13 protein-coding genes are annotated in these 12,494 nt (G+C 42.0%); 9 read left to right on the top strand and 4 right to left on the bottom strand.

The features are described 5' to 3' along the window. The first annotated feature begins 58 nt into the window (after positions 1-58). Both moaA and RE474_RS09530 read left to right on the top strand, forming a co-directional pair. Positions 59-973, top strand: a complete 915-nt coding sequence (gene moaA, locus RE474_RS09535; RefSeq protein ID WP_309310143.1) for a GTP 3',8-cyclase MoaA — start codon at positions 59-61, stop codon at positions 971-973. Between the two features lie 13 nt (positions 974-986). Then, the gene (locus tag RE474_RS09530; RefSeq protein WP_023844621.1) at positions 987-1,136 is read left to right on the top strand and encodes a hypothetical protein; all 150 of its coding nucleotides are present in this window, start codon (positions 987-989) and stop codon (positions 1,134-1,136) included. A gap of 71 nt (positions 1,137-1,207) precedes the next feature. Here RE474_RS09530 and surE read toward each other — a convergent pair whose 3' ends face one another. The 3 genes from surE to RE474_RS09515 form a co-directional block, all read right to left on the bottom strand. Further along, complete coding sequence (gene surE, locus RE474_RS09525) at positions 1,208-1,996, bottom strand: 5'/3'-nucleotidase SurE (RefSeq protein WP_438861574.1); 789 nt, start codon at positions 1,994-1,996, stop codon at positions 1,208-1,210. A gap of 172 nt (positions 1,997-2,168) precedes the next feature. Further along, positions 2,169-2,585 (bottom strand): hypothetical protein, encoded by a 417-nt coding sequence (locus RE474_RS09520; RefSeq protein ID WP_309310142.1) that lies wholly within the window; start codon positions 2,583-2,585, stop codon positions 2,169-2,171. A gap of 92 nt (positions 2,586-2,677) precedes the next feature. Further along, the gene (locus tag RE474_RS09515) at positions 2,678-2,953 is read right to left on the bottom strand and encodes a hypothetical protein (RefSeq protein WP_309310141.1); all 276 of its coding nucleotides are present in this window, start codon (positions 2,951-2,953) and stop codon (positions 2,678-2,680) included. A gap of 309 nt (positions 2,954-3,262) precedes the next feature. On the opposite strand from RE474_RS09515, the gene alaS reads away from it, so the two are divergent. From alaS to RE474_RS09495, 4 genes are all read left to right on the top strand, one after another. Further along, complete coding sequence (alaS, locus tag RE474_RS09510; RefSeq protein ID WP_309310140.1) at positions 3,263-6,037, top strand: alanine--tRNA ligase; 2,775 nt, start codon at positions 3,263-3,265, stop codon at positions 6,035-6,037. A 36-nt stretch (positions 6,038-6,073) separates the two neighbouring features. Continuing rightward, positions 6,074-7,414: an RAD55 family ATPase gene (locus tag RE474_RS09505; protein WP_309310139.1), complete on the top strand. Its 1,341-nt coding sequence runs from the start codon at positions 6,074-6,076 to the stop codon at positions 7,412-7,414. Between the two features lie 95 nt (positions 7,415-7,509). After that, the gene (locus RE474_RS09500; RefSeq protein WP_309312239.1) at positions 7,510-8,565 is read left to right on the top strand and encodes a response regulator; all 1,056 of its coding nucleotides are present in this window, start codon (positions 7,510-7,512) and stop codon (positions 8,563-8,565) included. A gap of 69 nt (positions 8,566-8,634) precedes the next feature. Beyond that, positions 8,635-9,009: a response regulator transcription factor gene (locus tag RE474_RS09495; protein ID WP_309310138.1), complete on the top strand. Its 375-nt coding sequence runs from the start codon at positions 8,635-8,637 to the stop codon at positions 9,007-9,009. Here the strand turns inward: RE474_RS09495 and RE474_RS09490 are convergent. After that, positions 9,003-10,025 carry a methyltransferase domain-containing protein gene (locus RE474_RS09490; RefSeq protein WP_309310137.1) on the bottom strand — a complete coding sequence of 341 codons (1,023 nt, stop codon included), beginning with the start codon at positions 10,023-10,025 and terminating at the stop codon, positions 9,003-9,005. The two genes, RE474_RS09495 and RE474_RS09490, sit on opposite strands and share 7 nt — an antisense overlap. Before the next feature lie 154 nt (positions 10,026-10,179). Between RE474_RS09490 and RE474_RS09485 the strand changes: the two genes are divergently transcribed. From RE474_RS09485 to arlG, 3 genes are all read left to right on the top strand, one after another. Further along, positions 10,180-11,487, top strand: a complete 1,308-nt coding sequence (locus tag RE474_RS09485) for a FlaD/FlaE family flagellar protein (protein ID WP_309310136.1) — start codon at positions 10,180-10,182, stop codon at positions 11,485-11,487. Further along, positions 11,477-11,908: an archaellum stator protein ArlF gene (gene arlF / locus RE474_RS09480; RefSeq protein WP_309310135.1), complete on the top strand. Its 432-nt coding sequence runs from the start codon at positions 11,477-11,479 to the stop codon at positions 11,906-11,908. Before RE474_RS09485 ends, arlF begins: the two co-directional genes overlap by 11 nt. Before the next feature lie 76 nt (positions 11,909-11,984). Beyond that, entirely contained in the window at positions 11,985-12,491 is a 507-nt protein-coding gene (gene arlG / locus RE474_RS09475; protein ID WP_309310134.1) for an archaellum stator protein ArlG, read from the top strand. The last annotated feature ends 3 nt before the right edge of the window (positions 12,492-12,494 follow it).

Genomic DNA, 12,494 nt, shown 5'->3' with positions numbered 1-12,494 from the left:
ATTATTCCCTCGGGAGAGGATTCAAAACGATTAAATAAAGAGCGTATATCTAAGTACTATGTCTCTCCCGGAAGCGACAGAACTTCTTACTGACTCTTACGGACGCACAGTCAGAAGTCTGAGGATGTCTGTAACCGACCGCTGCAATCTTAATTGCATCTACTGTCATAATGAAGGCCATATAGGCCACAGCAAAGAGATGTCAGTGGACACTATTGTTAATATTGTTGAAGTAGGGTCTCGTTTTGGAATAAACAGGCTGAAGATTTCCGGTGGTGAACCCCTTCTTAGAAAAGACCTTGAAGAAGCACTTGTACGTCTCCCTGAACTGAGGGATGTTTCCATGACAACAAATGCCGTTCTGCTGAAGGACAGGGCCTCATCCCTAAAAGATGCAGGTCTTGACAGGGTCAATATCAGTCTTGATACCCTTGACCGTGACAAGTATCACACTATCACTAATTGCGGGAAGGGAATATTTGATAAGGTGCTTGATGGGATACATGAAGCAGTAGACGTTGGTCTTACTCCTGTCAAACTCAATATGGTCCTTCTCAAAGACCTTAACGATGATGAGATAAAGGACATGTTAGAATTCACGCGCGGATATGGTGGGGACGTAATCTTACAATTGATCGAACTTATGGATTTCAGGGATCTTCCACAGTACAGGATAGATGCAAATGAAGTTGAACGTTCACTAATGTCAGTATCTTCTGATGTGAAGGTACGTGAACTGCATAAGAGGAAAAAATATATTATCAATGGGGCGGAAGTCGAATTTGTCAGACCGGTTGATAATACTGAATTCTGTGCTAACTGTAACCGCTTAAGGGTCACAGCAGACGGAAAACTAAAACCTTGCCTTCTGGTAAGTGATAATATGGTTGATGTCTCCGAAGCCAGCCAGGAAGAACTGCCTGATCTTTTCAGATTGGCTGTCAGCAGGCGTGTGCCGTTCTGTATAAGTTAAAGGAGTAGTAAAAATGGAAGTCGTACTTACTGTAGATGGGAAGGATATTGAGATAAATCACTTCGTGCAGTCCATACTTGGCAGCACTGTTATCGGAGCGGTCACAACACTTCATGGCGTTGAAGATGACTGCAAGGAAGTAATAATTAAAGTAAAACAGTAGTTCCTGAAATACTGTCAGGAACCGTTTTTGTTTTCAATTTTCTGTTAATTTTTATTCCGATTTTAATAGTTTTACAGCAGATGCTCTATTTCCGAGAAATCAATAGGTGATGTCGCATCAAGTGATATCGGCGTCACAGAGACATTTCCATTGTTCATGATTGCATGAACATCGGTTCCCTCTTCTTCGTCAACTATCAGCTCACCTGCAATCCAATAATATGGTCTTCCTCTGGGGTCATGTCTTTCTTCGACATCGGTCTTGAAGAATTTTCTGGCTAAACGAGTGACCTCAATGTCAGGATTGTCTTTTGCATGGTGCGGTATGTTCACGTTAAGCAGATCCACATTTTCAGGCAGGCCATGTTCAAGCACTTTCCTTGCAATCCTGTTGACAACTTTAATAGCAACATCATAGTCATGCTGGTAATTCCTGTTATCGTCAAATTTGTCTCCTTCTTCCATAACCTGAATGGAAGCCGCGATTGCAGGTATTCCGTAGCTTGCACCTTCCAGTGCTGCCCCAATAGTTCCTGATGTTGTGATTGTGTCAGTGCTGATGTTTTCTCCGATATTGAATCCTGATAGGAGGAGGTCGGGCATTTCCTTCATGACTGCAAAAATTCCCAGTATCACTGAATCTGTAGGAGTGCCTGCCACGGCATTGACATTTATTCCGTTAATATTTGTTTGTGTAATCCTTAATGGCTCAAAGATGGATATCGATCTTCCAACACCACTTTGTTGTGTCATGGGTGCGGATACAGTCACATCGCCAAGGTCTGAAACACTTTTCCAGGCCGCATGTATGCCTGTTGAATAAACACCATCATCATTGGTAACAAGTATCTTTTTTGACATGTCTGTATCAATTGCCTGACAATGCCTTAAAACTACTGCCCTGATGCAAACCTGATTACAATTTGAATCCTGATTTTATCTTAAAAATCTTCAATCCTGAATGTCTCCTCAGGATAAATGGTTAAAATATCTAAAAAAGGTGAAATTGGAGGTGATATGAAATTATGTGAATTCACACGTTTGCGTAAATTCTGTCTTTCCGTTGTGATGTAGGGACAAATCCTTCCTGTTCAGTCATATCCGCAAGTGCCTTGACTTCTTCCAGGACTTCTATTTTATTGCTCATTTCATCAAGGGTGTAGATCATTTCTTCAATGGCCTTGTTCTCATCAGTACTCAGGCAGGGGCTGTCTTTTACTATTTCCAGTAATATTGAAGCATCATCGATTACCTGGGCAAGGATCGTCCGGTCCATGTAAGATTTTGCTTTTTCAGAATCACTGCCTGATAGGGTTGAGTTGAATTCATTGAGTTGTTCTTCAAACAATCCAACATCGTAGTGAGCACTTCTGAATATTTTTTTAACATAGTCTTCCCTATAGACCTGTTTTGAGTTTTTCAATACTTTCAGAAGTTTTTTATGATCCATTTATTTCACCCTAAGGCTAAATGCAGGTACCTTTCCCTCATCCCGTGCAAATTTCGCCACGTAAGGTCCTGCTATTTATAATTGCAATTGTTTTACTGGATGGTTGCTTCATTCCCAAGATTGTGTTTGATTGTCTCAACAGGCATTACTCTGTTAAAACTTACATCTGAGAACTGTCCGCCATTCACATCATATTCCCGTTCGAGATCAATTCCATAATCTTCGTCCATTTCTTCGATTATAGGGTCGCACAGGTATACTTGCAGGCTGCCACTTGCATCCATAAATACGGATGGTCTGACGCCTGTATTACTATATTCTTCTACAAGCCCTCTGAATACTAACGACATATAGCGCATTGATTCCATCGGTCATCACCAATATCTCATTTTTATGGTCATGCATTTAAACATAATGTCTTCTTTTTTGTCAACATGTACAGACGATTTTGTATTTATGTTCATAAATCATAGAAATTTGTGTTCGTGATTTGTCGATAAAAAGGGACAATCGAAATTATCCACCATGTATATTTATATAATCATTTGTATATGGTGGTGCGTAGCATACAGATTAGTAATTTTGGATAAGAAACGTTTTTAATCATTGATGCGATAGTTGGAAGAATAAATCTGACTATATTACTTAACTAAAACAATCATCCAGTTGGAATATTTATGCTTGAAGACGAATATCAGCTTGATTATTTTTCAGAGAATGGATTCGTTCGCAAACAGTGCTCTAAATGTGGAAAACATTTCTGGACTCGTGATCTTGACAGGGTCACATGTGGAGATGCACCATGCGATCCATACTCATTTATCGGTAATCCCGTATTTAAGAAAAAGTTCGACCTTGCGGAAATGCGTGAGTATTACCTGAACTTCTTTGAAGAGAGAGGCCACACAAGGCTTGAAAGATATCCTGTAATTGCAAGGTGGAGAGATGACATCTATCTAACCATCGCCTCCATTGCGGATTTCCAGCCATTTGTGACTTCTGGCCAGGTGCCACCACCCGCAAATCCTTTGACTATTTCCCAGCCATGCATCCGTCTTTCTGACCTTGATGCAGTAGGCAGGAGTGGCCGCCATCTGACCACATTTGAAATGATGGCTCATCATGCTTTCAACAAAAAGGGTGAGGAAATATACTGGAAGGACCACACAGTAGAATTATGTGATGAACTTTTCAATTCCCTTGGCGTAGACCCAATGGCCGTTACCTATAAAGAAGAACCATGGGCAGGCGGCGGAAATGCCGGTCCTTGCGTAGAAGCTCTTATCGGCGGTCTTGAAGTTGCAACCCTTGTGTTCATGGACCTCAAGCAGTCTAAAGACGGTGATATTTCCATCAAGGGCGAGAATTATAAGAAGATGGACAATTACATCGTGGACACAGGTTACGGCCTTGAGAGGTTTGTGTGGGCATCCAAAGGTTCTCCTACAATATATGATGCAGTCTTCCCGAACATTGTCAATGAACTCATGGACCTTGCAGGTGTTAACCATGAACTTGACAACTCAGAGTACGCTAACATCCTTTCCCAGAACGCCCGCCTTGCAGGCCTTATGGACGTAAGCGAAAAGGCCAATCTCTTTGAGTTGAGAAAACAGGTTGCTTCCAGCATTGGTACAACGGTGGAGAAACTTTCCAGCATCATGGAGCCAGTAGAAACAGTATATGCCATCACTGATCACACACGCTGTCTTACTTTCATGCTTGCAGATGGTGTTATTCCTTCCAACGTAAAGGCAGGATACCTTGCAAGACTTGTACTTCGCAGGACACTCAGGATGATGAAGGATATGGGCATTACAGTGCCACTGTCTGATATCGTAAGGATGCACATCAACAACCTGCCGGAATATCCCGAGTTTGAGGAGAAGTTCGACGTTATACAGGACATCCTTGAACACGAGGAGCGCAAGTTTGCTGACACTCTTGAACGTGGAAAGCGCATGATCCAGAAGTCAGCCAAGCACTACAAGGAATCCGGGGAGAACATGCCTCTTGAAAGTATCATAGAGATGTATGACAGTCACGGAATTCCACCTGAGATCTCAAAAGAAGCAGCTTCCGAGGTTGGTGTGGCTGTTGATCTGCCTGATAATTTCTATTCACTTGTTGCAGAAGGACATAGCAAGGCCGAGGCAAAAGAGGAAAAAGTTTTCCCATACGCAGAAAGAGTGGCCAAGCTTCCAAAAACCAAAAAGTTGTTCTATGACGAACCTACCCGGATGAACTTTGAGGCAGTTGTCCTTGATGTATTTGACAATCATGTAGTACTTGACAGTACACTTTTCTACCCGGAGGGTGGTGGACAGCCTGCTGACCATGGTACTATGGTCATAGAAGATGTATTGCACAATGTCATTGATGTCCAGGGTATCGATGGTGTTGTTGTACACATAATCGAAGACTCGGAAGATGAGTTCCACATTAAGAAGGGTGACATGGTTCAGGGACGTGTAGACGAAGAACGCCGTATGGCTCATGCATGTCATCACACTGCAACCCACATTGTTAATGATGCCGCACGTAAGGTGCTTGGAGATCATGTATGGCAGGCCGGTGCCCAGAAATTCGTGGACCGTGCACGTCTTGATATTTCACACTACAAACGTATATCCCAGGAAGAGCTCAACCAGATCGAGCTGATAGCCAACCGTACTGTTATGGAGAACCAGCGTGTTTCTGCAGAATGGATGGACAGGATCGAAGCTGAGAAGAAATATGGTTTCGGGCTGTATCAGGGAGGAGTCCCACCTGGAAAGATCATTCGTGTACTCAAGGTTGCCGATGACATAGAGGCATGTGCAGGTACTCACTGTACAAGCACCGGACTTGTTGGTTCCATTAAGATACTTAAGACCGAACGTGTTCAGGACGGTGTTGAACGTATAGAATATGCCGCAGGTCTTGCAGCTGTCAGGGCAACACAGGAGATGGAGTCTTATCTCAATCAGGCAGCAGATGCACTTCGTGTCAGGCCCGAACATCTTCCATCTACCATTGATCGTTTCTTCAATGAATGGAAGGAATTCAAGAAAGAAAACCAGAGACTCAAGGAAGACCTTGCGCATGTCCATGTGCTCCAGATGGCCAACGAGGCTGTTAATATCGCAAGTATGCGCCTTGTTGCAAAATGCATACCTAACGCAGACATCGATGAGCTTGTCAAGATTGCCGGTGAACTGACAACCAGCAAAGACATGATTGTGCTTCTGGCAAGCGATGAGGGAGGCGTCAAGATAGTCGGTGCCGCAGGTGAAGATGCACTTAAAGCCGGAGCAGACGCTGGAAAGATCGTCAGGGTTATGTCCCAGGTAGTTGGCGGTGGCGGTGGCGGAAAGCCTGCCATGGCCCGTGGTGGTGGTGTTGATGTCAGTAAAATTGACGATGCACTTGCCGCAGGACAGAGTCTCCTTGAGGAACAATTAAATAATTAGATATGTATATATATCTGTAAATTGTAACACACCAGTATGATACCTGGTGAGGTCAAAGAGTTCTTTTCATCCCAGTATGGAAAGTCCCTTCTCGTAAAGGGGCAGCCCGGTACTGGGAAAACCACTTTTGTCTTTGGAATACTGGATGAAATATGCCCCCAAGGCAATTGTGTTTATATTTCACCACGCATTGATAAATCCTCAGATTATGGAAATTATCCCTGGATCGAAGGTGATTTCAACAATAATGAAGATTTCTTGCGTATGCTGGCATCCCGCATAAAATTGATATGGGATTCCTGTGACACTAAACCAATTATTGTTGTTGATTCAATAGATTCCCTGAGCATTGCAACGACGCGTTCTTCGGATTGGGAAAGTAACAAGTTTGAGCTGGAGCGTTTGCTCTTTGATTTTTCACGTAAGGTCAATGCTGATCTGATAATGATCACTGAGCAGGCTGATGTCACATCCCTGGACTATCTTGTGGACGGGGTAGTATTCCTTGAGATAGCAGAAATATCCGGGCGCGACATAAGAAAAATAAACCTGCTCAAGATACGCGGTGTTGAATTATCACAGTCAAGATATCCATTTACGCTTGATAGCGGGCATTTCAGGAGTTTTGAGCCTTTCACGGTTTCATATCCTGAACAAACACAGGTCCCACGTCCCCTTTCTGATCCGGAGGAAAACAAGATATCTACCGGAATACCTGATTTTGACGAGATACTGACCGGAGGGTATCAGAAAGGAAGCTTCAATCTTTTTGAGATCACAAGCGGTGTAGGTGACTCATTTTACAGTTTGCTGCTTCCAACATTCATAAACCATCTAAAGCTTGGTCGCGGTCTTCTCAGTATGCCCACGGAAGGTACAAGTGTTGAAACTGAAAAGCGTATGATATCCCCATTTACCGGGGATGATCACTTCCAGGGTCAATTTGTAGGATTTGAAATTCGTGACCTTAAAGGCAGGATTCCTGCATACATAGAACCATTCTCAGGTAATATCTACAAAGACATGGATATTTTCCACAAGGCTAAGAATGAGATTCTGCGCCAATGCGGCTCACCTGTTCTGGATTACATTGGCCTTGACAGTATGGAGTATAATTACGGATGGGAGAACATTGGTTCTATAATAGGTCAGATGGCATCTATTACTAAGACAACTGATAATGTTGTACTTGCCGTTACAAAATATGGCCAGAGAATTAGCGAGTCTGTGGCGCATATGGCCACAACTCACTGGAAGTTTGAAAACGTTGACAGGACCCTTGTTATGTATGGGGTAGTACCAAAAACCGGTATTTTCGTGGTTCAGATGGAATTTGTTTCAGGTTATCCGCAGGTTAGCCTCATTCCTATGAAATAAGTAATTTGGATGCCGTAAGTACATTATCTTCCCAAACATTAATAAGAAAATAAATCTAATAATATTTACTAAACAAAATTAAAAGGTACTTGGCAATGAATGCTCAAACACAGGAAATCCTTTCATCCCTCAGAACAGAGCTGTCCCGGAAAAATACATTGTTCCTTGCTCCTGTGGATAGTTTCATTGAGAGGCTTGTCTATTTTTTTGTATCGGACATACTGAAAGAAGAGTCTGAAAGGACTGTAGTGTGGCTATGCCTCAATTCTTCCAGGGATAAAATATTGTCAAGATTCGAGGATTTTGGATTTGACATCAATTATGAAGGAAAAATGTTTTTCATAGACATTGATGTACCGGGTAAGGAGCACCATGATGACACATTCTATTGCAGTTCTGTTGCGGATTATACAAAGATGGCATCCCACGTCTCGAATATCTTTCAGAATCATCAGAACTCAGTGTTAATTCTAGACAATATGAACGTGCTTGCAAGTGACACAATGCAAGTAGTTGAGAATTTTGTCCAGTTCATAGAAAAGAAAGTAGCAGAGAATGATGGCAGCATCGTTTCCATGCTTTCAAGGAATATTCTGCCTTCTGAGACGGAGGTCCTTATAACTTCATTCTTTGATGTAGTGATCGATATCACCAATGTAGGCGAGATTCATGCTGAGATTGGTATGAAGGACTTTGATTTCAGGTATTCGGTGGAAGAGGGTTCTATTGAATTTGAGCCCATGCAAAAGAAAATCAAGCGTGACAGGCTTAAGATTCTCATTGTTGATGATGAGCCTGACATACCTGAGCTTCTCAAACTGTCTCTCATTAGTGAACCCTACGACTTCATTGTAGCTCACAACGGGGAAGATGCCATAGATATGACACTTAAAGAGCTTCCCGATCTTATACTTCTGGATATCATGATGCCTGATATGGATGGCTACGAAGTGGTGGAGAATCTTAAAAAGAGTAAAGCTGCAAGTGATATTCCTGTAATTATGATCTCAGCTAAGACCGCTATTGAAGATAAGGTCAAAGGTATGGAGCTTGGGATTGATGATTATATTTCCAAACCATTTGACAAGAGAGAGGTCAAAGCAAGGATAAAGATGGTAATGCGTCGTCTAGGATGGGTTGAAGAGGAATGATTATATATCCAATTAAATATTTAGTTAATGTATAATTATGCTTAAAACGTCTTAGGAGATGTCTCATTAATGTGTCCCAAAATCATGGTCGTGGATGATGAACCAGATACCATTGACCTTGTAAAATTGATACTGGAATCCGAGGATATAGAAGTCGTCGGAGCAAAGAGTGGATTTGAATGTCTCGAATCAATTGAAGAGGAACGACCTGATGCTATTCTACTTGATATCATGATGCCTGATATGAATGGCTGGGAAACTTTCCATAAGATCAAAGAAAAAGAACCAGCTCTTCCGGTTGCCATGCTCACAGTAAAGAGCCAAGAATTTGACAAGATGCTTGGTCTGCATGTTCTTAAGGCAGACGACTATATCACAAAGCCTTTCAGCAGAAAAGAGCTAATCCAGAGAACAAAAGAATTACTGGAAATGAAACTTCAGTGATCCAGCACTTCAAACAATATTGTTTTTCCTTCTTTTAGAAATAGATGTGCCTTTCTTTCGCCATTAAGGCCGTTCTCCAGTTCATTACGTACATCCCAGTATCTTTCAGGCTCAATGGCTGCCCGGACAATTACTTTTCCAAATGAGTTCTTCTTAAGGTATGAATTGATCTGTGAAAAGTCAGTATCAGTAACAAGCAGTTTTCTGTATCTATTCTTAAAAAGACTGTTCTCTATTTCAGAGTTTGAACTGAGAAGTGTTCTTTTATCGTCAATATCAAAGATAGCAATATCCTTTGATTCTTTTTTAAGCTCTGCCACAAGCTGTTCAAGCAGACCTGCCTTGGTGACACATTCCTCTGGCTCATATGCGTAAAGAGCTGTTTCCTTTACTTTAATTGCAGGTTCGATAGCTCCTGTTTTCCTGATAATATTGCTTCCCGGAAGCGCGACAGCAGAAACATCTGCTTTTTTCAGTTCTCCAAAATAGAGGTTAAGGCGGTTAAGCTTTCCTTCAAGGGACATGTATTCTCTTTCACAGTCAAACGGTATTTTCTCTGGAGATAATTGTGGAGGTGCTTCAAAAGCAAAGTTTGGGGAAATGTCCGCATAAGCTTTCATCACTTCAGGGATAGAAGGACTGAGGTTGTCAATGCTTCTCTCCTTTTCGGTAGGCGGTCTTGCAGGATCTGAAAAGACAACATCCAACTGCGGTAACTTTGCAATGACTTCTGAAGAGAGTGCATCACCTACAATGAATTCTATGTTATCAACACCCATTATCTTAGCATTCTTTTTTGCAAATGCTATTTTCTTAGGGTCAATTTCAATAGCATAGACAAAATCACAGTATTTAGCAAAAAATAGGGCCTGACCACCAATGCCGCAACTGATGTCAGCAATTGTTTTGCATTGCAGCCTCTTTGCCCTGTACTCAGCAACAGGCTCAGGAGTTGCAAATCTTATACCATCCTTGTCGGATATCATTTCTGTTTTGAATTGCTTTTTACGTGCCATGGACTACTCCTACAAGTCAGGTAAATGATTTAAAATCATCTGATTTTACAGTAAGCTCAACGCATGTTTTATTCATAATTTATATATATTATTGAGCCTATATTGTTAGGTGTATAGATATATCCCTCATTAATTAAATAAAACCAGTGGAAATATGGCCGGATTTAGTGATAAAATCAAAAAAGTTACCTCTGTTCTTTCCAAAAAGAACAAGAGCAATGGAGGGGGCTCTCCGTTTGGTGGTGATGTCCCTCCTTTCATGCAGGGTGGACCTGACCTGGGTTCCGTTCCTGATCTGGCTGCTGGTATGCCACCTGTACTAGGTGGTCTTCCTGGCATGGCTCCAGGTTCGCCCGGAGATTCTGTATTTCCTCCGGGTATGTCTCCTCCCGGCGGTCCGCCGGGTATGCCGGGACAAGCCGCTCCTCAGGCTGCACCTATAGATAATGAGATGCTGGAGGAGAATCGCAAAAAGATCAAGGAAGTTGAGTCTAAAGTATCAAAAGCAGATGTTACTCTCAATATGGTGCAGAGGGACAATGAGGAAATTAGAAAAACGGTTGATAAGATCGACCAGAGTGTCCTTGAATTATTATCCCTGTATGAAATCGTATCCAACCAGGTCAATCCTTTTGTAGGGGATAGTGCAGGTTCCAGGGATACTATTGAGAGATTTGAAAAGACAGAGACCCGTCTCACCGAAATGGGTGATATGCTCGTTCTCATGAAAAATGAGTTTGATTCCACTGCTCAGAAATTAAGTATGTCAAAAGGTATCTCTGAAGAAGCTGCTTCAAGGTTGCAGGATTTTGAATCCAAGATGGATGCATTCGCTGATGCCATGATAATGATGCATGAAAGTATCGAGCAATTAAACTCAAAAACAGACGAATTATTCACACGTACCGATTCCATTAATCAGAATTTGCTTGACCTTGCAGAAACTACATCCGCTATTACTATCAGGCTTGAAGATCTTGAAAATCGCCCAGTTCCAGTTGCAGGTTCAAATGTTGCTTCTTCTAAGGACGATGAAAATGCCCAGGATACAAGTACTCAGGAAAGTGAAGATGCAGAGGAACATGCTGCAAAGAAATCTGCCCTGCCTCTTGTAAGACTTGAGTTCATAAAAGCAGACCCTACCAGTGTAGTTGTCCTGCTTAACTGGATAGAGTTCCTCATGGAAAGAGTTGGAAGAAACAATCTGATGGATGCTCTTGATTATTATGTTGACATTGGCTGGATAAGCGAGGATGTTATGTCAGAGATAATGGCATATGCTCGTGGAATTGACTATTATGTGGAAAAGCCCACATGGCGTCTTTTGCCAGAAGACCATACAAAATCCCTGCTCTTCATTGAAAGGCTCTCAGGCCGCAAGATCGACAGAAACATGCTCAGTTCTATTGACAGGGAAATGGCAAAGGTAAAGCACGGTCTGGAGGAATTGTATGGGATTTGAACTTTCTGTTGTGGCAGTGATATTCTTCATCTCTGCTCTTGTAGTTGGTTCATATTCATATTCCATGCTTAACACTTCAAATGAGATTGTAAGCGATGCTTCTGAAGAACATTACCAGATGCAGAATTCAAAACTTAAAACGAATCTTGAGGTGGAAAGTGCTGTTGCAGGGAACTACTCAGGCACCTACAACTTGACTGTGACACTTTCAAACACTGGTAGCGAGACTATCCGCTTTGATGAGCTCAACGTTCTTGTTGACGGCGATCTGGAATCCTATGTGTACAGTGATGTTGCAGCAATCTGGACACCTGCAGAGACCCGTAATATGACAATAACTGATCTTTCCGGTACCGGTGTCCATCGTGTAAAAATTGTAACTCGAAACGGAGTTTCTGCTTATAGTTCATATATTGTCTGAACAGAATAGCAATCTTATATACTATTAATTATATATTATAATTCTAATTCTATTTGCATCGGGCTGGCAGAAAAACATGAAAAGCATGCTAAAAACAGAGAGAAACAGCTTACTGAAAAATACAGGTGCAGAAACCGCAGTAACTCATATGATCTTCTTTATAGCCGCAATGATCCTGGCTGTCAGTGTAGTTGTTCTTATCTCCGGTAATGTTCAGTCCATGATTGCTTCATCCAGTGCAAGCAGCAAATTAGTGTCCGAACAGATGCGGACTGACATAACCATAGTGAACGATCCTGAGATAATCCCCTATGACGGTGGTTCCGGTAAATACACATTTTACGCAAAGAATACCGGCAAGACTGAACTTGTTCCTGAATATGTGACCGTACTTGTGGATGGTATATTAATAGAACCTACTAGTGTCGATGCTGCGTTGACAGATGGGGATGTTGTATGGAGGCCGGGAGATATTCTCACACTGAATGTAACCACTGAGCCTTCACCACTTGAAACAGGTGATCACAGAGTGCTTGTTGCAGCTGAGAATGGAAAATCCGGTGCAATGAGTTTCAAAACGTAATAA

This window comes from Methanolobus sediminis (assembly GCF_031312595.1).
GTDB lineage: Archaea > Halobacteriota > Methanosarcinia > Methanosarcinales > Methanosarcinaceae > Methanolobus > Methanolobus sediminis.
This window is presented reverse-complemented; position numbering and strand designations above follow the sequence as displayed.

Bases quoted from the DNA above. Each gene is read 5' to 3' on its own strand.
- moaA (WP_309310143.1), top strand. From the start codon at position 59: ATGTCTCTCCCGGAAGCGACAGAACTTCTTACTGACTCTTACGGACGC.
- RE474_RS09530 (WP_023844621.1), top strand. From the start codon at position 987: ATGGAAGTCGTACTTACTGTAGATGGGAAGGATATTGAGATAAATCAC.
- surE (WP_438861574.1), bottom strand. From the start codon at position 1,996: ATGTCAAAAAAGATACTTGTTACCAATGATGATGGTGTTTATTCAACA.
- RE474_RS09520 (WP_309310142.1), bottom strand. From the start codon at position 2,585: ATGGATCATAAAAAACTTCTGAAAGTATTGAAAAACTCAAAACAGGTC.
- RE474_RS09515 (WP_309310141.1), bottom strand. From the start codon at position 2,953: ATGGAATCAATGCGCTATATGTCGTTAGTATTCAGAGGGCTTGTAGAA.
- alaS (WP_309310140.1), top strand. From the start codon at position 3,263: ATGCTTGAAGACGAATATCAGCTTGATTATTTTTCAGAGAATGGATTC.
- RE474_RS09505 (WP_309310139.1), top strand. From the start codon at position 6,074: ATGATACCTGGTGAGGTCAAAGAGTTCTTTTCATCCCAGTATGGAAAG.
- RE474_RS09500 (WP_309312239.1), top strand. From the start codon at position 7,510: ATGAATGCTCAAACACAGGAAATCCTTTCATCCCTCAGAACAGAGCTG.
- RE474_RS09495 (WP_309310138.1), top strand. From the start codon at position 8,635: ATGTGTCCCAAAATCATGGTCGTGGATGATGAACCAGATACCATTGAC.
- RE474_RS09490 (WP_309310137.1), bottom strand. From the start codon at position 10,025: ATGGCACGTAAAAAGCAATTCAAAACAGAAATGATATCCGACAAGGAT.
- RE474_RS09485 (WP_309310136.1), top strand. From the start codon at position 10,180: ATGGCCGGATTTAGTGATAAAATCAAAAAAGTTACCTCTGTTCTTTCC.
- arlF (WP_309310135.1), top strand. From the start codon at position 11,477: ATGGGATTTGAACTTTCTGTTGTGGCAGTGATATTCTTCATCTCTGCT.
- arlG (WP_309310134.1), top strand. From the start codon at position 11,985: ATGAAAAGCATGCTAAAAACAGAGAGAAACAGCTTACTGAAAAATACA.